The organism is Sphingomicrobium aquimarinum (assembly GCF_039655735.1).
Taxonomy (GTDB): Bacteria; Pseudomonadota; Alphaproteobacteria; order Sphingomonadales; family Sphingomonadaceae; genus Sphingomicrobium; species Sphingomicrobium aquimarinum.
On record NZ_JBBYXH010000002.1, the window covers coordinates 924,071 to 947,135 of the forward strand.

General features: G+C 64.1%; 23 protein-coding genes and 1 tRNA gene. 4 read left to right on the forward strand and 20 right to left on the reverse strand.

Annotated features, from left to right (window positions below):
* Together WJS89_RS10840 and WJS89_RS10845 are read right to left on the reverse strand one after the other, a co-directional pair.
* Positions 1-624: a DUF4893 domain-containing protein gene (locus tag WJS89_RS10840; RefSeq protein ID WP_346340951.1), complete on the reverse strand. Its 624-nt coding sequence runs from the start codon at positions 622-624 to the stop codon at positions 1-3.
* Positions 625-637: 13 nt separating this feature from the next.
* A complete protein-coding gene (locus tag WJS89_RS10845; protein ID WP_346340952.1) occupies positions 638-1,423 on the reverse strand; it encodes a 3-hydroxybutyrate dehydrogenase in 786 nt (261 codons plus the stop codon).
* Between the two features lie 108 nt (positions 1,424-1,531).
* Between WJS89_RS10845 and ypfJ the strand changes: the two genes are divergently transcribed.
* Complete coding sequence (gene ypfJ, locus WJS89_RS10850) at positions 1,532-2,392, forward strand: KPN_02809 family neutral zinc metallopeptidase (protein WP_346340953.1); 861 nt, start codon at positions 1,532-1,534, stop codon at positions 2,390-2,392.
* Between the two features lie 19 nt (positions 2,393-2,411).
* Here the strand turns inward: ypfJ and WJS89_RS10855 are convergent, their stop codons facing one another.
* The 3 genes from WJS89_RS10855 to WJS89_RS10865 all read right to left on the reverse strand — a co-directional run bounded on the left by WJS89_RS10855 (position 2,412) and on the right by WJS89_RS10865 (position 5,787).
* Complete coding sequence (locus WJS89_RS10855) at positions 2,412-3,719, reverse strand: FAD/NAD(P)-binding protein (protein WP_346340954.1); 1,308 nt, start codon at positions 3,717-3,719, stop codon at positions 2,412-2,414.
* Positions 3,720-3,802: 83 nt separating this feature from the next.
* Positions 3,803-4,801 (reverse strand): NADP-dependent oxidoreductase, encoded by a 999-nt coding sequence (locus WJS89_RS10860; protein WP_346340955.1) that lies wholly within the window; start codon positions 4,799-4,801, stop codon positions 3,803-3,805.
* Positions 4,802-4,929: 128 nt separating this feature from the next.
* A complete protein-coding gene (locus WJS89_RS10865) occupies positions 4,930-5,787 on the reverse strand; it encodes an SWFGD domain-containing protein (protein ID WP_346340956.1) in 858 nt (285 codons plus the stop codon).
* Positions 5,788-6,002: 215 nt separating this feature from the next.
* Here WJS89_RS10865 and WJS89_RS10870 point away from each other — a divergent pair.
* Positions 6,003-6,078: transfer RNA gene (locus WJS89_RS10870), tRNA-Ala, on the forward strand.
* A gap of 104 nt (positions 6,079-6,182) precedes the next feature.
* A complete protein-coding gene (locus WJS89_RS10875) occupies positions 6,183-7,112 on the forward strand; it encodes an MBL fold metallo-hydrolase (RefSeq protein ID WP_346340957.1) in 930 nt (309 codons plus the stop codon).
* A 4-nt stretch (positions 7,113-7,116) separates the two neighbouring features.
* On the opposite strand, the gene budC is transcribed toward WJS89_RS10875, so the two are convergent.
* The 9 genes from budC to WJS89_RS10920 form a co-directional block, all read right to left on the reverse strand.
* Complete coding sequence (budC, locus tag WJS89_RS10880) at positions 7,117-7,890, reverse strand: meso-2,3-butanediol dehydrogenase (protein ID WP_346340958.1); 774 nt, start codon at positions 7,888-7,890, stop codon at positions 7,117-7,119.
* Positions 7,891-7,967: 77 nt separating this feature from the next.
* Positions 7,968-8,816 (reverse strand): universal stress protein, encoded by an 849-nt coding sequence (locus tag WJS89_RS10885; RefSeq protein ID WP_346340959.1) that lies wholly within the window; start codon positions 8,814-8,816, stop codon positions 7,968-7,970.
* A gap of 11 nt (positions 8,817-8,827) precedes the next feature.
* A complete protein-coding gene (locus WJS89_RS10890) occupies positions 8,828-10,309 on the reverse strand; it encodes a SulP family inorganic anion transporter (RefSeq protein WP_346340960.1) in 1,482 nt (493 codons plus the stop codon).
* Positions 10,310-10,441: 132 nt separating this feature from the next.
* On the reverse strand, positions 10,442-10,876 hold the full coding sequence (locus tag WJS89_RS10895) for a DUF411 domain-containing protein (protein ID WP_346340961.1): 435 nt from the start codon (positions 10,874-10,876) through the stop codon (positions 10,442-10,444).
* Positions 10,877-11,007: 131 nt separating this feature from the next.
* Positions 11,008-13,344, reverse strand: coding sequence for a polyribonucleotide nucleotidyltransferase (gene pnp / locus WJS89_RS10900; protein ID WP_346340962.1), 2,337 nt, complete (start codon positions 13,342-13,344; stop codon positions 11,008-11,010).
* Between the two features lie 176 nt (positions 13,345-13,520).
* On the reverse strand, positions 13,521-13,790 hold the full coding sequence (gene rpsO, locus WJS89_RS10905; RefSeq protein ID WP_346340963.1) for a 30S ribosomal protein S15: 270 nt from the start codon (positions 13,788-13,790) through the stop codon (positions 13,521-13,523).
* 26 nt (positions 13,791-13,816) lie between these two features.
* Complete coding sequence (truB, locus tag WJS89_RS10910; protein ID WP_346341210.1) at positions 13,817-14,698, reverse strand: tRNA pseudouridine(55) synthase TruB; 882 nt, start codon at positions 14,696-14,698, stop codon at positions 13,817-13,819.
* Between the two features lie 28 nt (positions 14,699-14,726).
* The gene (locus tag WJS89_RS10915) at positions 14,727-15,092 is read right to left on the reverse strand and encodes a hypothetical protein (protein ID WP_346340964.1); all 366 of its coding nucleotides are present in this window, start codon (positions 15,090-15,092) and stop codon (positions 14,727-14,729) included.
* Between the two features lie 70 nt (positions 15,093-15,162).
* Positions 15,163-15,798: a thymidine kinase gene (locus WJS89_RS10920; protein ID WP_346340965.1), complete on the reverse strand. Its 636-nt coding sequence runs from the start codon at positions 15,796-15,798 to the stop codon at positions 15,163-15,165.
* Here WJS89_RS10920 and WJS89_RS10925 point away from each other — a divergent pair.
* Entirely contained in the window at positions 15,797-16,426 is a 630-nt protein-coding gene (locus tag WJS89_RS10925; protein ID WP_346340966.1) for a protein-methionine-sulfoxide reductase heme-binding subunit MsrQ, read from the forward strand. The two genes, WJS89_RS10920 and WJS89_RS10925, sit on opposite strands and share 2 nt — an antisense overlap.
* Here WJS89_RS10925 and WJS89_RS10930 read toward each other — a convergent pair.
* The 6 genes from WJS89_RS10930 to rimP form a co-directional block, all read right to left on the reverse strand.
* A complete protein-coding gene (locus WJS89_RS10930; protein WP_346340967.1) occupies positions 16,416-16,934 on the reverse strand; it encodes a ComEA family DNA-binding protein in 519 nt (172 codons plus the stop codon). The genes WJS89_RS10925 and WJS89_RS10930 overlap by 11 nt on opposite strands.
* A 76-nt stretch (positions 16,935-17,010) precedes the next feature.
* Entirely contained in the window at positions 17,011-17,409 is a 399-nt protein-coding gene (gene rbfA, locus WJS89_RS10935; RefSeq protein WP_346340968.1) for a 30S ribosome-binding factor RbfA, read from the reverse strand.
* A gap of 88 nt (positions 17,410-17,497) precedes the next feature.
* Positions 17,498-19,993 (reverse strand): translation initiation factor IF-2, encoded by a 2,496-nt coding sequence (gene infB, locus WJS89_RS10940; protein WP_346340969.1) that lies wholly within the window; start codon positions 19,991-19,993, stop codon positions 17,498-17,500.
* 3 nt (positions 19,994-19,996) lie between these two features.
* Positions 19,997-20,734, reverse strand: coding sequence for a DUF448 domain-containing protein (locus WJS89_RS10945; protein WP_346340970.1), 738 nt, complete (start codon positions 20,732-20,734; stop codon positions 19,997-19,999).
* Positions 20,721-22,364, reverse strand: coding sequence for a transcription termination factor NusA (gene nusA / locus WJS89_RS10950; protein ID WP_346340971.1), 1,644 nt, complete (start codon positions 22,362-22,364; stop codon positions 20,721-20,723). The genes WJS89_RS10945 and nusA overlap by 14 nt, the downstream gene beginning before the upstream one ends.
* Positions 22,357-22,926 (reverse strand): ribosome maturation protein RimP, encoded by a 570-nt coding sequence (gene rimP, locus WJS89_RS10955; protein WP_346340972.1) that lies wholly within the window; start codon positions 22,924-22,926, stop codon positions 22,357-22,359. Before rimP ends, nusA begins: the two co-directional genes overlap by 8 nt.
* Between the last annotated feature and the right edge of the window lie 139 nt (positions 22,927-23,065).

Genomic DNA, 23,065 nt, shown 5'->3' on the forward strand with positions numbered 1-23,065 from the left:
TCACTCCGCAATGAGATGGATGATATCGAGCTTGGATTCGTAGCGGGGTTCGGGAATCAGCAGGCGATATTCGTTGGCGCCGATCCGTTCGAACGCGCCCACCACGTCGCGCTGGGGGTCGGCTCCGTACAGCATCGCGCGGTCCTCGTCGCCGAGCACGAGCGTGCCGAGAAAGACGGCGCGATAGGCGTCGTCGGGAAACAGGAGACCCACCTGCCGCTGCGATCCGGTGAGCTTGGCGAAGCCGTGCACTTCTCCCTCGGGCCGGATGCGGCACTGGAAAAAGGGATAGTCCACATAGGCAAGCGTGCCTGCCCCGCTCATGGTGCCAAGCTTGATCGTGCGGCAGCGAAAAGTGCCGGTCGGCAAATCGCCGAGCGGCAGCGCCGCGTCGGGATTGCCGACAGTGCCGAGCGCCGAGATCTCGCCATCGTACCCCGCCGCTTTGGCTTCCTCGATCGCCGCGAGAAAGGTCGAACGCGTCGTGCGAAGTCGATCGGCATCGGCCTGCATCACCGCCGCGCGCCAGCCGTCTTCCCCCGTCGTGTCGGCGGCTGGCGTGCCCGGCAGTGTCGAACAGGCAGCCAGTGCCAGGGCTAGGGGTGCGATCATGGCCTGCTTCATCGAAAGAACGCTCCTACTGCGCGGTCCAGCCGCCATCCATGCTGATGTTCGCCCCCGTGATCGAGGCGGCTTCCGCGCGCGAGAGGAAGAGCGCCAGCGCGGCGACTTCCTCGACGGTGACGAACTTCTTGGTTGGCTGCGCCTTGAGCAGCACGTCGTTCATGACCTCCTCGCGCGTCAGGCCGCGGCTCTTCATCGTGTCGGGAATTTGCTTCTCGACGAGCGGTGTCCAGACATAGCCGGGCGAGATGCAGTTGACCGTGATGCCGTCCTCGGCGGTCTCCAGCGCGACCGTCTTGGAAAAGCCCGCGACGCCATGCTTGGCGGCGACATAGGCGCTCTTGTTGGGCGAGGCGACGAGACTGTGCGCGCTCGCGGTATTGATGATGCGCCCGAAGCCCTTCTGCCGCATCATCGGCACGACGAGCCGGGTCGTATGGAAGACCGCCGAGAGATTGAGCGCCATGATCGCGTCCCATTTCTCGACCGGGAATTCGGCGACCGGAGCGACATGCTGCATGCCGGCATTGTTGACGAGGATGTGCGGGCTTCCGATCGCATCGACGCACTGCGCGACCATCGCATCGATGGCCTCGGCGTCCATGAGGTCGGCGTCCGAATAGACCGCATCGACACCCGAGCGCTTCGCCAGATCGGCGCGCAGTTTCTCGATCTCGTCGGCATCGCCGAAGCCGTTGATCATCACCGCCGCGCCCGCATCGGCGAAGGCCTCCGCGATGGCGCGTCCGATACCCGAGGTCGATCCGGTGACGAGCGCGCGTTTGCCCTTCAAATCCATGTTTGCAGTTTCTCCTTTGGAGACAGGAATGCGGCGGAGGCGCACGCAATGCAACCGTCGGGGCTCGACGACCGTTTGGGGTCTGCAACGAACAGGGGAACGAGACACATGCGCATCGGCGACCGCGACAGCGACAATTTCATCGACCGCACCGGACAACGTGGCGGCAGGGGCGGTCTTGGCGGCGGCATGTCGAGCGGTATCTTCGCGCTCCTGGCGCGCTTCGTATTCAACAAATTCGGCATCGTCGGCGTGCTCATCCTCGGCCTTGGCTATTGCGCCTTGTCGGGGGGGCTTGGCGGATTGACCGGTGGCGGCGGCTCCCAACAGGCCAGTTCCTCGGGAGAATCGACCCTGACCGAAAGCGAGCAGGCGCTGCTCCGCGGGACGCTGGAAAGCACCGATGACGTTTGGGGCGACCTGTTCCAGCGTGCCGGCGGATCCTATCGCGAGCCCGAGCTGGTGGCGTACGAGGGCGGCACGCAGACCGCTTGCGGCTATGGCCAAGAAGTCATGGGGCCCTTCTACTGTCCCGGCGACCAGCGCATCTACATCGATCCCGATTTCTTCGATCAACTCGCCCGGCAGTTCGGCGCGCCCGGCGACTTCGCATCGCGCTACGTGATTGCCCACGAGGTGGGACATCATGTGCAGAACCTCGAAGGCACGCTTCAGAACGTCCAGCGCCAACAACAGCGCGTCAGCCGCAGTCAGGGCAACCAGCTGCAGGTCGGTGTCGAATTGCAGGCGGATTGCTACGCGGGCGTCTGGGCCGCGCAAACGGGCGCGATGGAGCCGGGCGATCTTGAAGAGGGCATGCGCGCGGCGAGCGCGATCGGTGACGATGCGCTCACGAAGGGCCGCGTCAGCCCCGACAATTTCACCCACGGCACCAGCGCCCAGCGCATGGACGCGCTGCGCCGCGGGCTGTCGAACGGAAATCCCGCGGACTGCGATTACGCCGGCTAGGGCGCGCCCGCCCGCGCCGTCAGTGCGCCAGTTTTCGGGTCAACGTCTCGGCCATTCGTTCCGCCTGGCCTCGGATGTCGGGAACGGCAGTCGCTTCCCAGAAAGTGCCACGCGTGGGCGGCCCTAGGGCCCATAGACCTTGCTGACCAGCGACCGAGAGATCCTCGTCGACGGCAATGCCGATCCCTTGATCGTCGATGGGTACGATCCCGTCGAGAACGAGCTGTTGAAGCAGGGGATTGGAGAGGTTGGCCATCGAACCGTTGGGTCCGATCGCATTGATAATGGCATCGACGCGTAACGTCAGCAGTTGCGATGACGCACCTTTCGGCGAGATGACGAGTTCGATCCCTCCGGCGTCCGCCTTTTTCGCGCTCAAGACGCGGCCGGCCATCAGCTCGATCCGCCCGTCGCGCCGCATGTGGTCGATTCGCTTCGCAATCTCGGGCGCGAGGCGGTGGCGATGGACATTCCACCATGGCAGTGCGTGGCGCAGGAAACGACGCCGCTGACGCCCATCGAGCCGCTGCCAGATCCTGGCGCTATGGGGGCGCAGGGCGTCGATGGTAGCGCGCCATCCATAGACCTCGGCCCGATTGCGTAGCCATCGCAGCGTCGTGCTGATCCGTTCTAGCGGAATATCGTCGTATTCGACGGGCGCAGGAGGCGATGCACCATGTGCACGTGGTATCTGCCCGCGCCGCGACAGCACCGTCATCCGGCCGCGCTTCCCGCTGGCATCGTAGAGCAGCGCCGCATCGACCATCGTGAGGCCGCTGCCGAGAACCAGCAGATCGCAAGTCGTCTTGTCGCGAAGCACCGTCCGCGCGGCTTTCGACCAGGGGTTGGCGATGAATGCATCGCCAAGGCCATGCGCCCATGAAGGCGTATCGGGTGGTTCATTTCCCGTCGCGAGCACGACGTGCTGCGCATCGAGCGTGCTCCCATCGGAAAGATGGATCCGCCAACGATCGGCGATCCACTCGATGCGGTGCGAACGGCGATGGAGCGAGCGAACATGCCCGGTTTCCACCGCCGCGGCATGGATTGCGGCAAGATAGGCGCCATACTCTTGCCGGGCGGCGAAACGCGCGGGGTCCTCGTCGGCTACGAAATCTTCGGGGTGGTCGGGCCACGCCGACATCCCTCGGGCGGGCACGTTGAGCAGCATCGCGCGCTCGCTCGTCGAATAGGCGACCCCCTGTCCGTGGATGGGGCGCGGATCGACGAGCGTGCTGTCGACGCCGCGCCTTGCGAGCTGAGCCGCCACCATCAGTCCGGAAAAACCAGCGCCGATAATCGCGACGGGCAGGATGCGTTCAGTCATGGGGTGGGCCGATCAGCCTTCGCGCAGACGCCGTGTCCACGCTTCTCCGCAACGACAACCGCGACGGCTTTCAAAGGCTCCGCCTACAGTTTCACCAGCATCTTGCCCGTATTGGCGCCTTCGAACAGACCCAGGAACGCATAGAACGTGCTGTCCAGACCTTCGCGCACCGTCTCGCGGCTCTTCACCTCACCCGACTGGATCATCGGAACCATCTGCTGGTAGAATTCGGGCATACGGTCCTGGTAGTCGGTGAAGATGAAGCCTTCGAGCCGGAGCCGCTTCCCGATCGCCAGCGCGAGATATCTGAAGGGGTAGGGGTCCTCGTGATTGACCGCGTCGATCGCGCCGCAGAGCGCGAAGCGGGCATTCTGATTGGCGAGCGCCAGCGCGGCATCGAGATGATCGCGTCCGACATTGTCGAAATAGACGTCGAGGCCTTTCTTGCCCAAGTCCTTTAGCGCACCGTGCACGCCCTTGAGGATCGGCGCGGCCTTGTAGTCGACGCATCTGTCCGCACCGAGGCTCTCGACCCACGCGCATTTCTCCGCACCGCCCGCAGAGCCGATAACGGTCATGCCTTTCGCCTTGGCGATCTGCACTACGGTCGAGCCGACCGCGCCGGCTGCAGCGGAGACGAAGACCGTGTCGCCTTGCTTTGCCTGCGCGACGTCCATCAGGCCGAACCAGGCCGTGCCCCCGGTCAGACCGAGCGTGGAGAGGAAGTGGAAGGGATCGACGCCGAGGTCCGGCAATTTGTTGGCGCTTTTCGCCGGGACGACGGCCTCGTCGCGCCAGCCGCCGAAATGGAGGACCTTGTCGCCCTCGCTATAGCCGTCGGCCTTCGAAGCGACGATTGTTCCTACCGCCCCCCCGTCCATCGGCGCGTCGAGCGCGAATTTCTCGAAATAGCCTTCCTGGTCGTCCATTCGCACCCGCATGTAGGGGTCGACCGACAGCCAGTCGTTCTTCACGTGGATCATCCCGTCGGAGAGTTCGGGGAGGTCGATCTCTTTCAGCGCCACATCGGCCTGCGTGGGCTTGCCCTTCGGTCGTTGCATGAGGTGCCAAGCTCTGGCCATGATCGTCTCTCCTGTAAGTTTCGTCTCGCTACCGAAGTAGGAGGCCCTTCAGACAAAGAAAAGGCCCGGCCGAGCGACCGGGCCTTTCTTGCGGTCGGGCGGGCGCCCGACCGTGTGTCATCGGCGATTTAGTAATTGTCGGCGAGACTGCGGTTGGTCATCCGTGCAGCCTGACGATCGTCGCTGTAGGTGCGATCGGTATCGAAATCGTCCGAGCGGCCACGGCGGCGCGCTTCGCTCTGGTCGATGTTCAGCATGACGTGATCATTTTCGGCCCGATCGAATTCGCGGCACGAGAAGACGTTCATGACGGCATCGTCACCTTCGCCCTTCACGATCATCCGGTCACCCTGGATGTTCTGCAGCGTCCCGATGGTTTCCCCATCCGAACCGACGACGGTCGTGCCGGGCGTCAGATCGCCCATCTGCTTACGCTTGGCACTACGCGTTTCGCGCCACTGAGAGAATTCGCTGTCGAACCGCTCCTGATTTTCCTGGCGCCACTCACGATAGTCGTTGTCGAGCGCGTCGATCTGGCGGGTACGCCATTCGTTATAGTCGCGTTCACCCGTAAACTCGTCCTGGGTCTGTGCCCGTTCGAACCGGTTCTGCGTATAGCCGCGATCATAATCGTACATGTCTTCACGGTCGTAGTCGCTGCTGCGGGCCGAACGGCGGCCGGTGGAACGCGTTTCGTAACGATCATCGTCGCGATCGTAGCGGCCCTGCGAGAAGTCGCGGTCGCTACCACGATAGGGACGGCGATACCCTTCGTTCGTGTTGCGGATTTGCTCGAAGTCGAAATGCTGGTTCTTGTATCCGTCGCCAGCATAGCCTTCGCGCTCGTCGCGTTCGCGGCGAGCAGCGGCACGGTCGTCGCCGAACCAGCTGCGAACTTCGTCGCCGGCACGGTCGAAGAAGTCGCGGTCATCGCGGTCGTAACCCGTCGGACGGCTGCGGCGGCCTTCCATGTCACGGTTCCTCATCCTGCGGCCTTCATAGCGGTCGTAGCCCATCAAAAATCTCCCTTTTTCGTCATTTTTTGAGCTGAATCACTTATCCAACTCTTTGAAAGACAACGGGTTATTGCGATGTGCCGTTCCGACATTTGCGGCTCGATCCGATCAATCGAGCCGCAGCTTCGCCAAGTTGTTGCAAAGCGGGATGAGCGGGGCTAAAGAGCCGCTTCCACGAAGGGTGCGGGGCTGTAGCTCAGTTGGGAGAGCGCTGCAATCGCACTGCAGAGGTCGGGGGTTCGAATCCCCCTAGCTCCACCATTCGCCCCTTCGTATCGCTCCCAATCTTTCCGATCGTTCCCAGTCGCTTGCCGGCGGCCGCCCCACGTCTCATATGGACTGAAGGCAGCTTGTGGGAGAGACAGATGACCGCTGAGGAGACATTGGAAACCGCGCGCGCACAGATCGAGGCGGCCATCGCCGACAAGGACAAGCGCCCGTCGATCGCCGGCTTCTTCGACGAGGCGACCAATACCGTATCCTATGTCGTCCATGATCCGGCGACCCGCGAAGCGGCGATCATCGACTCGGTGCTCGACTATGACGCCGCCGCCGGCCGCACGTCGAACGGGTCGGCGGACCGGATGATCGAATATGTCGAGAAGCAGGATCTCACCGTCACCTGGCTGATCGAAACGCACGCGCATGCCGATCATATCTCGGCCGCTCCGTATCTTCAGGAAAAGCTCGGCGGAAAGCTGGCGATCGGCAAGGATATCATCCGCGTCCAGGACGTGTTCGGGAAACTCTTCAACGCCGGCTCGGACTTCGAGCGCGACGGGTCGCAGTTCGACCGCCTGTTCGAGGATGGCGACCGCTTCTCGCTGGGCCAGATCGAGGTCATCGCGCTTCATGTCCCGGGACATACGCCCGCCGACATGGCCTTCATCTTCGGCGATGCGGCATTCGTGGGCGATACCATCTTCATGCCAGATTTCGGGACGGCGCGTGCGGATTTCCCGGGCGGCGATGCCCGCCAGCTTTACCGCTCCATCCGTCACCTGCTGTCGCTTCCCGAGAAGACCCGCTTGTTCTTGTGTCACGATTACAAGGCGCCGGGCCGCGACGAATATGCATGGGAGACGACGGTCGGGCAACAACGCCGCGACAATGTTCACGTGCGCGACGGGGTGAGCGAGGACGAATTCGTCGAAATGCGAACGACGCGCGACAAGTCGCTGGCGATGCCGAGCCTGATCATGCCGAGCGTGCAGGTGAACATCCGCGGCGGACGACTGCCCGAGCCCGAGGACAATGGCGTTTCCTACATCAAGATTCCCGTGAACGCGGTTTAGTGCGCTATAGCATCTCGCCGATCGGCGGCTGGCCGTTCGAAGCCGAACAGCCCCCGTCGACAGGCAACTGGATGCCGTTGACGAACTTGGCGTCGTCCGACGCGAGAAATGCGACCGGGCCTGCGACATCTTCCGGCACGCCCGTACGGCCCAGGGGGATGCGCGTCTTGAAGGCGCTGATGAGATCCTCGTTGTCGAACATGTCCTCGGACAAGTCCGTGCGGATGAGGCTGGGATTCACCGCATTCACGCGGATGCCGTGGCGGCCCCAGTCCAGCGCGAGCGCCCGGGTGAGGTTGGTGACCGCGCCCTTCGACGTGTCGTAGATCGCGAGACCCCAGTCGCCGCCGATCCCCGAGACGCTCGAGGTGTTGACGATGCAGCCCCTCACTTTCTTGAGGTGGGGAAAGGCCGCGCGGCACATGTGGATGACGCCTTTGACATTGACGTCGAGCACGCCGTCGATCTCGTCCTTGTCCATCTCTTCGAGCGGCCCCATCGCAGCGATGCCGGCATTGTTGTGCAAGATGTGAAGGTCGCCGAACCGTTCGACGGTGTCCGAAACGATCCGCTCGCAAACGTCGGCATCGGACACGTCACCGCAAGCGACAAGAGTGCGCTCCTCGGGAAAGTCGCCTTTCACATCGTCGAGTTCCGACGGGTCGTTCGAGTTGAGGACGACGTTCGCCCCTTCTTCGCTGAACCGTTTGGCGCAGCCGAGGCCGATCCCGCTAGATGAGCCGGTGACGATGACGGTTTTGCCGGTGAAGCGCTGCATTCTCAAATCTCCCAGATGTTTCCGGAAGAACGGTGCGAGAGGACCCGACGATCCCCGTCTCGTCTTGAAGCAGGAACCTACGAGCGGAAGAGCAGAACCGGCAGCGCGACACCGCGCAGGATCGCGGCGGTGGTCGAACCCATGAACAGCTGACGCCAGGTGCTGTGGCCGTAGGCGCCCATCAGGATCATGTCGGCATCGAGCCGCCCGGCCTCGGCGATCAGCGCGCCTTCGACCTCGCCGGTCATCCGCTCGTGGCTGCCGAGCCGTTCCCCGAGCATCTCGCAAGCCCAGTCGTAGCCAGACTGCGCAGCGGGCTCGTCGCCCCCGACCATCACGAGATGCGCGGTAACGCCTTCGAAGAGCGGCGAGGTTGCAGCCATGGCGACGGCCTTGCGCGTGGCGGCGCTGTTGTCGAACGCGACGAGGACCTTCTCGATGGCCGCGAATTCACGATTGGCGACGAGCACCGGGCGACCCGATTGGCGCACGACGCGTTCGATCTTGCTGCCGAGATGCGTACGCGCAAAGTCGGCGCTGGCCCCGCGCTTTCCGATGACGACGAGGTCGGCGGCCGCTTCGCGCTCGATGATCGTGTCGACGATGTCGCCGTGGAGCATATGCGCCTCGACCTCGGCGACGTTTTTCTCGGCGAGCCGGTCCTTGGCGTTGGCGAGAAGCTGTTCGCCCTGCTCGCGCGCAAGTCGAGCCTGCGTTTCCTCGATCGAGACGAGTTCTTCCATGAGGGTGGATTTCGCGCCCAGTCCCAGCGCGCCCGACAGGTCCTTGCGCTTGGCGACGGCATCGCGGTGCTGGATGACGTGCAGCAGCTCGACCCCTTCGCCGAGGCGCCCGGCCACCCAGGCGGCGTGGTCGGTGACGCTGGTGGCATATTGCGAGAGGTCGAGGCAGGCGAGGATGCGCATCGATAAATATCCTAGTGGGCGGGCGCCGCGTCGGCGTCCGGCTTGTCGTGGGCGGCGAAGCTCTTGACCAGCGTCGCGCTCGCCTCGTTCATGCCGACGATCTGGACGGCGGTGCCTTCGCGGCGGAATTTCGTGACCACCTTGTCGAGTGCGCCCACCGCGCTGATATCCCAAAAATGGGCGCGGGTGACGTCGATGACGACGGTCTCGAGCACTTCCTTATAGTCGAAGGCGGCGACGAAGCTGTCCGCGCTGGCGAAGAAGACTTCGCCCAGCACATCGTAGGTGCGGGTATGCTTGTCGGCACTGAGACGGCTTTCCATGCGCGACAGGCTGGTGACCTTGTGCGCGAAGAAGATGCCCGAGAGCAGCACGCCGACCAGGACGCCCTGCGCAAGATCGTGCGTCGCGACGGTGGTGACGACGGTGGCGAGCATGACGACGCTGGAGTGCCACGGATGGGTCGCGACGTTGCGGATCGACGACCAGCTGAAGGTGCCGATCGAGACCATGATCATGACCGCGACGAGCGCTGGCATCGGGATTTGCGCCACGAGCGGGCCGAGCAGCATCATCAATGCGAGAAGGACGAGACCGGCGGTCAGAGTCGACAGGCGCGAGGTGCCTCCCGACTTCACGTTGATGACCGACTGCCCGATCATCGCGCAGCCGCCCATCCCGCCGAAGAAGCCAGTCACGAAATTGGCGATGCCCTGGCCGCGGCTTTCCTTCGCCTTGTCGCTGCCCGTGTCGGTAAGATCATCGACGATCTGAGCGGTGAGCAGGCTTTCCAGCAGGCCCACCGCCGCCATGGTGAGCGAATAGGGCAGGATGATCTGCAGCGTCTGGATCGTGAAGGGCACCTGCGGAATTCCGAAGGGCGGCAGCTCGCTCGGCAGGTCGCCCATGTCGCTGATGCGATTCACCGGAAGATCGAGCCAGAACGCCATCGCGGTCAGCACGACGATGGCGACGAGCGGCGATGGGATGGCGCGGGTGAGGCGGGGGAAGAGGTAGATGACGGCCAATCCCGCTGCGACCATCCAGTAGGTATGGATCGAAACGTCGATGAGCTGCGGCAGCTGCGCCATGAAGATGAGGATCGCGAGCGCATTGACGAAGCCGGTAATGACCGAGCGCGAGACGAACTGCATCAGTCTGTCGAGGCGCAGGAGGCCGCCCGCAAACTGGAGAATGCCCATCAGGATCGTCGCGGCGAAGAGATATTGGATGCCATGATCGCGCACCAGCGGCACCACGAGCACCGCGACGGCGGCAGTGGCCGCGCTGATCATGCCGGGGCGCCCGCCGACAAGCGAAATGATGATCGCGATGATGAAGCTGGCGTACAGCCCGACCGACGGATCGACGCCCGCGATGATCGAGAAGCCGATCGCCTCGGGGATGAGCGCCAGCGCGACCACGATCCCGGCAAGAATGTCGGCGCGGGGATTGGCGAGCCAGGTGCGGCGGAGGCGGGCGGGGTCGAACATGGATCGGTCGGGCGAAGCGCAGGCGCCTCGCTACAGCTTTCGTGACGTGGAAATGAGAACGGTGCGCGAGCGCGCGACCGATCCGAGGCTCATACAGGGTTCGCCTTCAAACGCAAGGCGATCGGCTGACGGCTAGCTGTGGCGCGCCCACAGCTTGGTGGTGCCGTCCTTCATGAGAAGGAGCGTCGTGTAGGGCTGGACGTGGTTGCCATGCTCCATCCCGGGAGAGCCCATCGGCATGCCGGGCACCGCCAGCCCGATGGCATTCTTGGGCTTCTCCTTGAGCAGCCGCGCGATGTCGGCCGCGGGGACGTGCCCTTCGATGGTATATCCCTCGACGCGCGAGGTGTGGCAGCTGGCGAAACCCTGCTGGACGCCGGCCTTTTTCTTGAATGCGGCAAGGTCGGGGTCGTTGACGATCTTGACCGTATGGCCTGCCGCCTTCATGCGCGCCGCCCATTCGAGGCAGCAGCCGCACCCTTCACTACGGTGCATGACGATGTCGGCGGCCTGCGCGGCGGTGGCCGAGAAGGCGAGCACGGCAGCGAAGGCGATCTTGCGGAACATGAGGCTCTCCGGATGAAATTCAACGACGACCTATAGCCGCAAGCCTATCCGCACCGTGAATGAAAAACCCCCGGCGCCGCTGGGGCACCGGGGGTCTTCCTCTCTCCTGACGGAGCCTTTGAGGCCCTCGCTTAGTCTTCGTCGTCGCCCATGAGGAAGGCGGGCTTGTGGTCGGGGTTGCCGTCCTGCTTGCCTTCGCCATCGTCGCCGCGATCATGGCGCGGCCCGCGGCCACGTCCGCCGCCATCGCGACCCCCGTCACGGCCACCACGGCCGCGCGGACCGCGATCGCCACGGCCGCCGTCACGATCACGACCGCCGCCGCCTTCACGACGCGGACCCTTCTCGCGCGGCGGGCGCGTGTCTTCCAGCTCCTCGCCGGTTTCCTGGTCGACGACGCGCATCGACAGGCGGACCTTGCCGCGCTGGTCGACCTCGAGCAGCTTGACGAGGACTTCCTGGCCCTCGCTCAGCACGTCCGAGACCTTTTCGACGCGCTCGTCCTTGATTTCGGACACATGGACGAGACCGTCCTTGCCCGGCATGAAGGTCACGAAGGCACCGAAGTCGACGATGTTGGCGACCTTGCCGGTGTAGATCTTGCCGACTTCGGGCTCGGCCACGATGCCGGTGATCCACGCCTTGGCAGCCTCGATCTCGCTGACGTCGCTCGACGAGATCTTGATGATCCCCTCGTCGTCGATGTCCACCTTGGCGCCGGTTTCCGCGACGATCTCGCGGATGACCTTGCCGCCCGTGCCGATCACGTCGCGGATCTTGTCCTTGGCGATCTGCATCGTCTCGATCCGCGGCGCGTGCGCCGACAGTTCGGTACGGCTGGTGTCGAGCGCCTTGGCCATTTCGCCGAGGATGTGGTGACGACCGTCCTTCGCCTGCGCGAGCGCGGTCTTCATGATTTCCTCGGTGATGCCGGCGACCTTGATATCCATCTGGAGCGAGGTGATGCCCTCTTCGGTCCCTGCCACCTTGAAGTCCATGTCGCCAAGGTGATCCTCGTCGCCGAGGATGTCCGACAGCACGGTATAATCGTCACCCTCGAGGATGAGGCCCATCGCGATACCCGAAACCGGACGCTCGATCGGAACGCCCGCGTCCATCATCGACAGACAGCCGCCGCACACGGTCGCCATCGAGGAGGAGCCGTTGCTCTCGGTGATGTCCGACAGGATGCGGATCGTGTAGGGGAAGTCTTCCGCCGACGGCAGCACCGGGTGCAGCGCGCGCCAGGCAAGTTTGCCGTGACCCGTCTCGCGGCGGCTGGTGAAACCGAAGCGACCCACCTCGCCGACCGAATAGGGCGGGAAGTTGTAGTGCAGCATGAAGGGCGAGTAGCTGAGGCCCTCGAGGCCATCGATCATCTGCTCGGCGTCCTTGGTGCCGAGCGTGGTCGTGCAGATCGCCTGCGTCTCGCCGCGCGTGAACAGCGCCGAGCCATGCGTCCGGGGAAGCAGGCCGACCATCGCCTCGATGGGACGAACCTCGTTGGTCTTGCGCCCGTCGATCCGCGCACCGTCCTTGAGGATGGCGCCGCGGACGATTTCGGCTTCCAGTTTCTTGACGAGCTTGCCGGCCGTCATCTGGGTCTGGCCATCTTCCTCGGCGTATTTTTCCTTCATCTTCTCGCGCGCCGCGTTGAGTGCGTCCGAACGCGCCGACTTGTCGGTGAGCTTGTAGGCAGCGGCGATATCGTCGCCGACGATGCCGCGAATGTCTTCCTTCATGGCCGACTTGTCGTCGCCCATGTCGATCTCCCAAGGATCCTTGGCGGCTTTCTCGGCCAGTTCGATGATCGCCTTGACGACCGACTTGGAGGCATCGTGGGCGAACTGGACGGCGCCGAGCATTTCCTCTTCGGTCAGCTCCTTGGCTTCCGATTCCACCATCATCACGGCGTCGTGCGTGGCGGCGACGACGAGGTCGAGGCGGCCGTCTTCGAAAATGCCGTCGACCTTGGGATTGAGGACATATTCGCCATCGACGAACCCGACGCGCGCGGCGCCGATCGGGCCCATGAAGGGCACGCCCGAGATGGTGAGCGCGGCGGAAGCGGCGATCATCGCGAGAATGTCGGGCTCGTTCTCGCCGTCATAGCTCAGCACCTGGCAAATGACGTTGATCTCGTTGTAGAAACCTTCGGGGAAGAGCGGGCGCACGGGGCGATCGATGAGACGCGAGGTGAGCGTTTCCTTTTCGGTCGCGCGGCCTTCGCGCTTGAAGAAGCCGCCGGGAATGCGCCCGGCCGCCGAGAATTTTTCCTGATAGTGGACCGTCAGCGGGAAGAAGTCCTGTCCCTCGCGCACCGACTTGGCGGCGGTGACGGCACATAGCACCACGGTTTCGCCGAGGGTCGCGAGCACCGCGCCGTCGGCCTGGCGGGCGATACGGCCCGTTTCCAGCTTGAGTGTCTGATCGCCAAGCTTGGTTTCAACAGTTTTGATATCGAACATATATTGTTGTCACCCGCCGGCCGGATGCCGCTGCGGGGCCTCTTCATGATGCAGGCTGTCCGGCCTGCGGCGGTTCGGGGCGGTTTTCGTTGGTGCCCCACGGATGGCCTCGCCGGATTGCGAGACGCTTGAATAGAAGAAAGGGCGCCGGTGGGGCGCCCTTCCTGAGAAACTGGTTATTTACGCAGGCCGAGGCTCTTGATGAGTTCGGCGTAGCGGTCATGGTCCTTGCGCTTCAGATAGTCGAGAAGCGAACGGCGCTTGTTGACCATCATGAGAAGGCCACGACGCGAGTGGTTGTCCTTCTTGTGGTCCTTGAAATGGTCGGTCAGCGTCTGGATGCGGTCGGTCAGGATCGCGACCTGCACTTCGGGGGAACCGGTGTCGCCTTCGCCGCGACCATATTCCTTGGCCAGTTCGGCCTTGCGCTCAACAGTGATCGACATCGGGTCATCCTTTCGTCAAAAAAATTCTACAGGTTGAACCCGCGCACGACGGCGACTTCGCCATCGTCCACCGTGACCAGCGCGATGGGGGTATCACCCTCCATCGCCAGATGCTGCCCGGGCGGTGCGGGGTGCCCTTGCAGTCGCTTGCCATGTTTGAGGGCCTGCGCTTGTTCGGGCGTCACGAGGAGGGCCGGGATGTCGTCCAGCCCCGCCACTAGCGGGAGAACCACCTCGTTCAGGGAGCGCGCCTTAGCGATTTCGTCCAGTTTGTCCAGCGAAATCGCCTGTTCCAGCCCGAACGGGCCGGCACGCGTCCGTCTCAACATGGTGACGTGCCCGCGCGATCCAACCGCCAGTGCGATGTCCCGTGCGAGCGATCGGATGTACGTGCCCTTGGAGACGGTTGCGGTGAACGTGGCACTGTCCCGGCTTGCCGCAACGAGCCGAAGGTCGAAAACCGTCACGGTACGCGATTGGAGATCGACCGCTTCGCCGGCCCGCGCCAGTTCGTACGCGCGCTTCCCGTCGACCTTCAGTGCCGAATATGTCGGCGGCATCTGTTCGATAGTCCCGGTGAAGCCAACGAGCACGTCGATAACGTCCTGCTCGTCCGGCCGATGGTCGCTGGTCGCGACCACCGCGCCTTCTGCGTCCAGCGTGTCGGTCTCGGTGCCGAAATGAAGCGTGAAATCGTAGGTCTTGGACGCATCGAGCATGCGGCCTGCGAGCTTGGTGGCCTCTCCGATCGCGATGGGGAGCGCGCCCGAGGCGAGCGGGTCGAGCGTGCCGCCATGGCCGACCTTGGGCTTCTTCAGTCCTGCATCGCGAAGCGCACGCTTGACGCGCGACACGCAGGGCGTCGAGCCGATGCCGACGGGTTTGTCGAGGATGATCCAGCCATGCATGGGCGCCGCGCTAGCGGTCGCCACGCGGCTAGTCGAGGGTCACGATGCTGTCGCTGTCATACTGTGGCGGCGTCTCGGAGCGGCGCACGCTGGTGATGCGACAGGTGAAGCCGGGCTCGATCGCGAGCAGGTCGCCGCGGTCCAGCCAGATCGTGCGCGTTGCCGGCGCGACGTCAGGTCGCTTCTGGAACGTGGCGCGCAGACACCCGCTGCTGAGCGCCACGCGATACCAGCGCAAGGTACGGTCCTGAAGGAACAACACGTCGCGCTTGCCGCGTACGACGGTCTTCAGCGCGCTGCGGATCGACGTCTCTTCGTCCGACACGCCTGCCAGAGGGACGAGCGGCATTTCGGGCTGGGCGAGCGTCAAGGCGAGGGCGGCGGCGATCATCATGTTTCTCCAAGGTCTACAGAGCCTTGTAGCAGCTTCGCCCTGAACCGCCGATGAGCCGATCTCGCCTCGCTCATTCTCCCCTGGCGGGTCGCGGAATATCGAGTCCCAGCTGGCGTTCGACGCCTTCGGCCTCCCGAAGCGCGGCGAAGAAATGCTTGCGACACAGCGCGACATAGCGGTCGTTGCCGCCGACTTCGGCCTGCGGTCCGTCGCGGACCGCCACGCCGTCCGCATCGACGCGCAGGTTCATCATGGCTTTCGCGCCGCATTCGCAGACGGCCTTCAATTCGACGAGCTTGTCCGCAAGCGCGAGCAGCGCCGCGCTTCCCGGAAACAGGCGCCCCTGGAAATCGGTGCGCAGCCCATAGCAGAGCACCGGGATATCCAGCCCATCGACGATCTCCACCAGTTCGAGCACATGACGCTGGGTCAGGAACTGGGCTTCGTCGACGAGCAGGCAGTCGACCGTGCGCTTGCCGCACTCGCGCATCACCGTGGCAAGGATCGAGGCGTCATCCGAAAAAGCGAAAGCCTCCGCTTCCAGCCCGATCCGCGAACCGATCCGACCATGGCCCTCGCGCGTGTCCATCGCACTCGTCCAGAGCATCGTGTTCATGCCCCGCTCGCGATAGTTGAAATCCGCCTGGAGGAGCGTTGTCGATTTTCCCGCATTCATGGCGGCATAATAGAAATAGAGCTTGGCCATGGCGCTTCATAGCGTGGCGGTGCAAGACGTGACAATGACCGCCGCTTCGCACGCCGCCATTCGTCCCCTCGTCTGGCTGATCCTCGCGCTTCCGGGCCTGTGGATCGGGGGACGCTGGCTATTGACGCCCGATGCCTATGGTTATGGCCATGCGATCGGCGACACGGGCGACTGGGCCGCCTGGCTGTTGATGCTGACGCTTGCGGTGACGCCAATCCGCCTCGCGGCGCGCAGGAGCGCGGTCGCCAAATGGCTGGTGCGCCATCGCCGCGATCTCGGCGTGGCGAGCTTCGTCTATGCGGCGAGCCACACGGTCGCCTATCTGTGGAAGAAGGGTGCGGGCGAGGCGCTTGCGGAGCTATCCACCGATTACATCTGGGCGGGATGGGCAGCGCTGGCGCTGTTCGTGCCGCTGGCAGTAACGTCGAACGACGCGTCGATGCGCTGGCTCAAGCGCGGGTGGAAGCGGCTGCACCGGCTCGTCTATCCGGCGACGCTGCTCGTCTTCCTGCACTGGGTCTGGTCGGCGTTCGATCCGACCACCGCCTGGATCCACGTCGGGATCATGGCGGTGATCGTCTCGGTTCGCCTGTGGCTCGAGTGGAGCCAGAGGCGTTCTAGAGCGTGACGTACTGGCGGAAGCGCGCGACTTCTGCCTCGTCGACATATTTGCCGATCTCGCGATCGAACTCGGCGAGGTCCTCGTAGGGGCGATATTCCTCGAATTCGTGGACCATCTTGTCGGTCATTCCGGGCACGAGGCGGATCGCCTCTTCGCTGGCGTCATTGAGGTTGATCGGGACGAACAGCCGTTCACGCACCGAAGCGGCCTGCGCTTCGTCGAGCGAACCCATGAGCACCTCGTTGAAGGCGACGACGTCGGCATAGGGCTGGCCCGCAACGATCGCGGCGGCGAGCTCGGGGGTCATCCCGTCCATCGCGGCAAGCTGCGCTTCGGTCGCGTCGTTGGCGTTCGTCACGCCCGTCTCGGCGGCGGCGGGGGTTGCATCGGCAGCCATGTCGTCGCTCGCCATTTCGTTGGTGGCATCCATGTCGGTCGTCGCTTCGTCGCTGTCGGCACAGGCCGAAAGGGCGAGGACGGCGGTAGCAATTGCGGTGGTGATAAGAAGACGCATATCGGTTCCTTTGTTGAGAATAGTTCGCAATAGCAGATTAGCAGTGCTTGCCAAGCCTCGGCGGCGTCCCGCGGCCTTATTCTTCCTCGTCGCCGAGATCCCGCGCGACATGGTCGGAGCGCAGCAGACTGTCGATGTGGCTCCCCGTATCGAAGCTCTCGTCGGGCTTGAACTTCAGGCTGGCACTGAACTTCATCGCCACGCGCTTGGAAACCTCGCCACGCAGAAAGCGCACGTTGCGCTTCAAGGCTTCCATTACCGCCGCCTCGTTCTGACCGAGCAGCGGTTTCACGAAGACGGTGGCGTGCTTCAGGTCGGGGCTCATCCGCACCTCGGTGACCGAAACGGTGGTTGCCGACAGCGCCTCGTCGTGAACATCGCCGCGCGTGAGGACCTCGGCCAGCGCATGGCGGATCTGCTCGCCCACGCGCAGCATCCGGACGCTCGGGTCGGTGGAAGTGGCTCGGTTCTTCATATCGTCGCCCCGGCAAAGGCTGGGACCCGTCGCGGCCCGCAGCGCAAATGGTCAACACACATGATCCCAGCGTTTACTGGGATGACGATTAAAGGACGCGCTCGCGTTCTTCGACCTCGAAGATCTCGAGCATGTCGCCAGGGGCAATGTCGTTGGTGTCCTCGAGAACGGCACCGCATTCGGTCCCGGCTTCGACTTCCTTGACGTCGTCCTTGAAGCGGCGGAGCGAGGCGATGGTCGTCTTGGAGACGATGACATCGTCGCGCGTCAGGCGGGCGTGGAGGCCGAGCTTGATGACCCCGTCGACCACGAGAAGACCCGCAGCCTTGTCCTTCTTGCCCGACTTGAAGACCTGCTTGACCTCGGCCTTGCCGACGACATGCTCGATCAGCTCCGGACCCAGTTCGCCAGCCATCGCTTCCTTCACCCAGTCGGTGAGGTGATAGATGACGTCGTAATAGCGGAACTCGACCTGGTCGCGCTTCGCGATTTCCTTCGCCTTGGCATTGGGACGCACGTTGAAGCCGATGATCGGCGCGCCCGAGGAGGCCGCAAGCGTCACGTCGCTTTCGGTGATGGCCCCGACACCCGAATGGATGACCCGCACTTCGATATCGTCGGTCGAGATCTTGTTGACCGCGTTGACGACGGCCTCGGCGGTGCCCTGCACGTCGGTCTTGACGATGAGCGGGAAGGAGATCGTTTCCGAACCCTTCTTGTCGAACATCGATTCAAGGCTCATCGGCGCGGTAGTCGTGCGCTTCTTGTCGAGCACGCCCTGACGATATTCGGCCACTTCGCGCGCCCGCGTCTCGTTCTCAACCACGGTGAAGGCGTCGCCCGCGCTGGGCACGCTCGATAGACCGAGGACTTCGACGGGGAAGGCGGGGCCGGCTTCCTTCACGCGGCGGCCATGATCGTCGACCAGCGCACGGACCTTGCCCGCAGCAGCGCCCGCGACGAACACGTCGCCGACCTTGAGCGTGCCACGATTGACGAGGATCGTCGCCACCGGACCACGCCCCTTGTCGAGCTTTGCCTCCACGACGGTGCCGTCCGCGGAGCGGTCTGGATTGGCTTTGAGTTCCAGCAATTCTGCCTGCAGATTGATGGCTTCCAGAAGCCCGTCGATGTTGGTGTTTTCCTTGGCGGAAACTTCGACGTCCTGCACCTCGCCGCTCATCGCCTCGACCATGACTTCGTGCTGCAGGAGTTCCTCACGAACCTTCTGCGGATTAGAGCCGGCGGTGTCGATCTTGTTGATCGCCACGATCATCGGGACATTCGCCGCCTTGATGTGGTTGATCGCCTCGATCGTCTGCGGCTTGATGCCGTCGTCGGCTGCCACCACGAGAATGGCGAGATCGGTGATGTTGGCACCGCGCGCGCGCATTTCGGTAAAGGCTTCGTGACCCGGCGTATCGAGGAAGGTGATGGGATCCTTCGATTTCTTGGGGGTCACCTGATAGGCGCCGATATGCTGGGTGATGCCGCCCGCTTCGCCCGCCTGCACGTCCGCACCGCGGATGGCATCGAGAAGCGAGGTCTTGCCGTGATCGACATGGCCCATGACCGTCACGATCGGCGGACGCGACTTCAGCGTTTCTTCCGCATCCACGTCTTCGGTGGTGTCGATGTCGATATCGGCTTCCGACACGCGTTTCACGTTGTGGCCGAATTCGTTGACAAGAAGCTCGGCCGTGTCTTGGTCGATATTCTGGTTCACCGTGACCATCATGCCCATGTTGAACAAGCTCTTGACGAGGTCGGCGGCCTTCTCGCCCATGCGCTTGGCAAGGTCGCCGACGGTGATGCTGTCGGGAACCTGGACGTCGCGATACTGCTTCTCGCGCGGGCCCGAATGACCCATCTGCGCGCGTTTTTCCTTCTCGCGGGCGCGCTTCAGCGCGGCAAGGCTGCGCGCACGGCCACCGCCGTCGCCGCGCAGCGCGCGATTGACCGTGAGCTTGCCCGACCGGCGATCGGGGGTGGGGCGACCCTTGTCGTCCTTCTTGCGCGCAGGCTTTGCGCGGCGATCATCGCCCGAGGGCGCTTTTGAGGCAGGAGCGGGCTGGGCCGGCTGCGCGGCGGCACGCTTGGCGTCTTCGGCCGTCTGCTTGGCTTCCTCTTCGGCGCGCTTGGCGGCTTCTTCCTCGGCCTTGCGATTCTCCTCGGCGCGGCGCTCTTCTTCCTGCGCGGCTTCGGACTTCGCACGCTCGTCGCGAGCGCGGGCTTCGGCCTCGGCAGCCATCCGCTGCTGTTCGGCCTGGCGCTGGAATTCCTCGACCTGTGCGCGGCGCTCGGCCGGCGTCAGTTCGCGCTTGGGAGCGGGCTTGGCCGCAGCGGGCTTGCGCGCAGGGGTGGGGGAGACCGACTTGGCCTCTTCCTTCTTCTCGGGCGCCTTGGCTTCTTCCTGCGCCTCCGGCTTGGCATCGCCCGGCTTCAGGATACGCCGCTTCTTGACCTCGACCACCACCGTGTTCGAGCGTCCGTGGCTGAAGCTCTGCTTGACCTGTCCCGCCTCGACCGTCTTCTTGACGCCAAGCGGGGCACGGGTTCCAAGCTTTTTCTTCTCGTCGCTCAAATCTTATTCCTTCGTCTTCATCTCTTGGCCGGGCGTGTCTTCAGCGGCGGAGGAACCGCCACTTAGCCCAGCATCGTCTGCTTGGAAAGCTTGCCACCGGTGCAGTGCGGACAGCACCCGAGTGGCGGCACCGGCATTGGTCAATGCAAGATGAACCGCGTTTCCGCGGCCCAGCGCCATGGCCAATGTGGTGCGTTCGAACGGCAGAACAAGGCCCCGCCTGTGGCCGATGTCTTCAGAGCCGCCCATTCGCCACGCCTGTGCGAGGCCGGATTTGCCGTCGTCGGCGGCGTCGGATGCGTGAAGCAAAAGGCGAACCTCGCCCTTGCGTGCGGCGGCTTCGATCTTCTCCGAACCGGTGATCAGCATGCCGCTGCGTGCCTCCAGACCCAGCCGGTCGAGGAAATGGCGGCGCAGTTGCTCCTCGATCAGGCCCGAAAGATCGTCGGGGATATCGAGCTTGCCCGTCTTGAACGCCCTTGAAAGCGCGCCGCGCAGCTTGCCGTTCGCCTGGGCGTCGGCAAGCTCGGCGCGGGTCGTGCCGACATAGGCACCGCGACCCGTGGCGCGCGCGCGAATGTCGGGCGCGACCTGACCGTCGGGACCGAGGGCGAGGCGCACAAGCGCATCCTTCGACGCCCGCTGGCGCGAGAGCACGCACATGCGCTCGGGGCCCCGCTCCTTGTCGAGCGGGGCGGCCTCGGCGATGCTATCGTCTAGAAGGCGATCATTGGTTCCCATCCGCGGCCGCGTCCTCCTTTTCGGGCGCGGCGTCCGCAGCGGGAGCCTCGTCTTCGTCATCGAACCAGTGGGCGCGGGCGGCCATGATGATCTCGTTGCCCTGCTCCTCGGTCAAGCCATACTCGCCGAGCACGCCACCCTTGTCGTCGGACTTGCGCGTGTCGTTGCGACGGCGCGGCCCAGAGTTCTTCTTCTGGATGAGTTCGTCGGTCGCAAGATCGGCGACATCGTCCAGCGTCTTGAGGCCCGCTTCGCCGAGCGTAACCGCCATCACCTCGGTGATGTGCGGCAGTTCGGCGACGTCGTCCTCGACGCCCAGCTCGCGGCGCTTCTCCCGCGCGGCCTCTTCGGCGCGCTCGAGTGCTTCCTTGGCACGGCTCTGGAGTTCCTCGGCGATTTCCTCGTCGAGACCCTCGATGGTCGAAAGTTCGTCCTGCGGGACGTAGGCGACTTCCTCGAGGCTGGTGAAGCCTTCGGCGACCAGCAACTGCGCGAGCGTCTCGTCGACGTCCAGTTCGTTCTGGAACATCTCGGTCCGCTCGACGAATTCCTTCTGACGCTTCTCGCTGGCGTCGGCCTCGGTCAGGATGTCGATCTGGCTGTCGGTCAGCTGGCTTGCGAGGCGCACGTTCTGGCCGCGGCGACCGATGGCGAGACTGAGCTGGTCATCGGGCACCACGACCTCGATGCGGCCCTCTTCCTCGTCGATCACGACGCGGCTGACGGTGGCAGGCTGAAGCGCGTTGACGACGAAGGTCGCAAGATCCTCGCTCCACGGGATGATGTCGATCTTCTCGCCCTGCAGTTCCTGCACGACTGCCTGCACGCGGCTCCCCTTCATGCCGACGCAGGCGCCGACGGGGTCGATCGAGCTGTCGTAGCTGATGACGCCGATCTTGGCGCGCGAACCCGGATCGCGGGCGGCGGCCTTGATCTCGATGATGCCGTCGTAGATTTCCGGCACTTCCTGCGCGAACAGCTTGCGCATGAAATCGGGGTGCGCGCGCGACAGGAAGATCTGCGGCCCGCGGGTCTCGCGGCTCACGCGCATGATCAGCGAGCGGATGCGGTCGCCGACGCGAACCATTTCGCGCGGAATCTGCTGGTCGCGGCGGATGACGCCTTCGGCACGTCCGAGATCGACGACCACATGGCCGAACTCGACGCGCTTGACGACGCCGGTGATGACCTCGCCGCCGCGTTCCTTGAATTCCTCGTACTGCCGTTCACGCTCGGCGTCGCGGACCTTCTGGAAGATGACCTGCTTGGCAGCCTGCGCAGCGATACGACCGAACTCGATCGGGGGCAGCGGATCGACGATGAAGTCGCCGACCGACGCGCCGTCCTGCAGCTTCTGCGCGGCCTTGGGGTCGATCTGCTTGAACTGGTCCTCGGGCTCCTCGACGACCTCGAGCACACGCCACAGGCGAAGGTCGCCGGTGTTGCCGTCCAATTTGGCGCGGATGTCGTTTTCCTGGCCGTAGCGGGCACGGGCGGCGCGCTGGATCGCATCCTCCATCGCCTCGATGACGATCGCCTTGTCGATCAGTTTCTCGCGCGCGACCGCATCGGCGATGGCGAGGAGCTCTGCCTTGTTGGCGGTCGCTGCTGCGGGAGGCGTGCTAGCCATTGTCGTGACCCTCTTCTTCATTGATCTCTTCGGCGCCCTCGGCGGAGAGCGGCTGGGTTTCCTGGAGGAGCTTTTCGGTAAACAGGAGCTTGGCGTCCTCGATCATGTCGAAGGGCACTTCGTGGCTCTTGTTGTGATCGTCGGTCAGCGCGATCATGCGCGAGGCCTCGTCGACGCCGTCGATCGTGCCCTTGAACTTCTTCTGGCCGTCCTTCTTCGCTTCCAGCGTGATGCGCGCGAGATGACCCTGCCAGTCGGCATAATCCTTGAGGCGCGTCAGCGGGCGGTCGATGCCGGGCGAAGAGACTTCGAGGCGATAGGCATGGTCGATCGGATCGGCCTCTTCGAGCGGCTCGTCCAGCGCGCGGCTGATGTCGGCGCAATCGTCGATCGTCAGCTGGCGCGTGTCGGGACGCTCGGCCATGACCTGCAGCGTCGGCTCCTCGGCGCCGCCGATCATCTTCACGCGCACGAGCTTGAAGCCCATGTCTTCGACGATGGGTTCGATGATCTCGGCAATGCGCGCGGTGTCGGCCAAAACAGCTCCTGAGTAAAATTCCATATCCCTTTGCCGCCGCAGGCCGGCTCCGGCTGCGGCCCTATCATCTCACGATGTCAGGGATAGATGCGCATATAGGCCTATTGCCCCCTTCACGCAAGCCGAGATGCGACCTAGCGTGGTTGGAGAACCTCAGGAGACC

Excerpts from the sequence above, each read along its gene's own strand:
- WJS89_RS10840 (WP_346340951.1), bottom strand. The coding sequence starts at position 624 with ATGAAGCAGGCCATGATCGCACCCCTAGCCCTGGCACTGGCTGCCTGT.
- WJS89_RS10845 (WP_346340952.1), bottom strand. The coding sequence starts at position 1,423 with ATGGATTTGAAGGGCAAACGCGCGCTCGTCACCGGATCGACCTCGGGT.
- ypfJ (WP_346340953.1), top strand. The coding sequence starts at position 1,532 with ATGCGCATCGGCGACCGCGACAGCGACAATTTCATCGACCGCACCGGA.
- WJS89_RS10855 (WP_346340954.1), bottom strand. The coding sequence starts at position 3,719 with ATGACTGAACGCATCCTGCCCGTCGCGATTATCGGCGCTGGTTTTTCC.
- WJS89_RS10860 (WP_346340955.1), bottom strand. The coding sequence starts at position 4,801 with ATGGCCAGAGCTTGGCACCTCATGCAACGACCGAAGGGCAAGCCCACG.
- WJS89_RS10865 (WP_346340956.1), bottom strand. The coding sequence starts at position 5,787 with ATGAGGAACCGTGACATGGAAGGCCGCCGCAGCCGTCCGACGGGTTAC.
- WJS89_RS10875 (WP_346340957.1), top strand. The coding sequence starts at position 6,183 with ATGACCGCTGAGGAGACATTGGAAACCGCGCGCGCACAGATCGAGGCG.
- budC (WP_346340958.1), bottom strand. The coding sequence starts at position 7,890 with ATGCAGCGCTTCACCGGCAAAACCGTCATCGTCACCGGCTCATCTAGC.
- WJS89_RS10885 (WP_346340959.1), bottom strand. The coding sequence starts at position 8,816 with ATGCGCATCCTCGCCTGCCTCGACCTCTCGCAATATGCCACCAGCGTC.
- WJS89_RS10890 (WP_346340960.1), bottom strand. The coding sequence starts at position 10,309 with ATGTTCGACCCCGCCCGCCTCCGCCGCACCTGGCTCGCCAATCCCCGC.
- WJS89_RS10895 (WP_346340961.1), bottom strand. The coding sequence starts at position 10,876 with ATGTTCCGCAAGATCGCCTTCGCTGCCGTGCTCGCCTTCTCGGCCACC.
- pnp (WP_346340962.1), bottom strand. The coding sequence starts at position 13,344 with ATGTTCGATATCAAAACTGTTGAAACCAAGCTTGGCGATCAGACACTC.
- rpsO (WP_346340963.1), bottom strand. The coding sequence starts at position 13,790 with ATGTCGATCACTGTTGAGCGCAAGGCCGAACTGGCCAAGGAATATGGT.
- truB (WP_346341210.1), bottom strand. The coding sequence starts at position 14,698 with ATGCATGGCTGGATCATCCTCGACAAACCCGTCGGCATCGGCTCGACG.
- WJS89_RS10915 (WP_346340964.1), bottom strand. The coding sequence starts at position 15,092 with ATGATGATCGCCGCCGCCCTCGCCTTGACGCTCGCCCAGCCCGAAATG.
- WJS89_RS10925 (WP_346340966.1), top strand. The coding sequence starts at position 15,797 with ATGGCGCTTCATAGCGTGGCGGTGCAAGACGTGACAATGACCGCCGCT.
- WJS89_RS10920 (WP_346340965.1), bottom strand. The coding sequence starts at position 15,798 with ATGGCCAAGCTCTATTTCTATTATGCCGCCATGAATGCGGGAAAATCG.
- WJS89_RS10930 (WP_346340967.1), bottom strand. The coding sequence starts at position 16,934 with ATGCGTCTTCTTATCACCACCGCAATTGCTACCGCCGTCCTCGCCCTT.
- rbfA (WP_346340968.1), bottom strand. The coding sequence starts at position 17,409 with ATGAAGAACCGAGCCACTTCCACCGACCCGAGCGTCCGGATGCTGCGC.
- WJS89_RS10945 (WP_346340970.1), bottom strand. The coding sequence starts at position 20,734 with ATGGGAACCAATGATCGCCTTCTAGACGATAGCATCGCCGAGGCCGCC.
- nusA (WP_346340971.1), bottom strand. The coding sequence starts at position 22,364 with ATGGCTAGCACGCCTCCCGCAGCAGCGACCGCCAACAAGGCAGAGCTC.
- rimP (WP_346340972.1), bottom strand. The coding sequence starts at position 22,926 with ATGGAATTTTACTCAGGAGCTGTTTTGGCCGACACCGCGCGCATTGCC.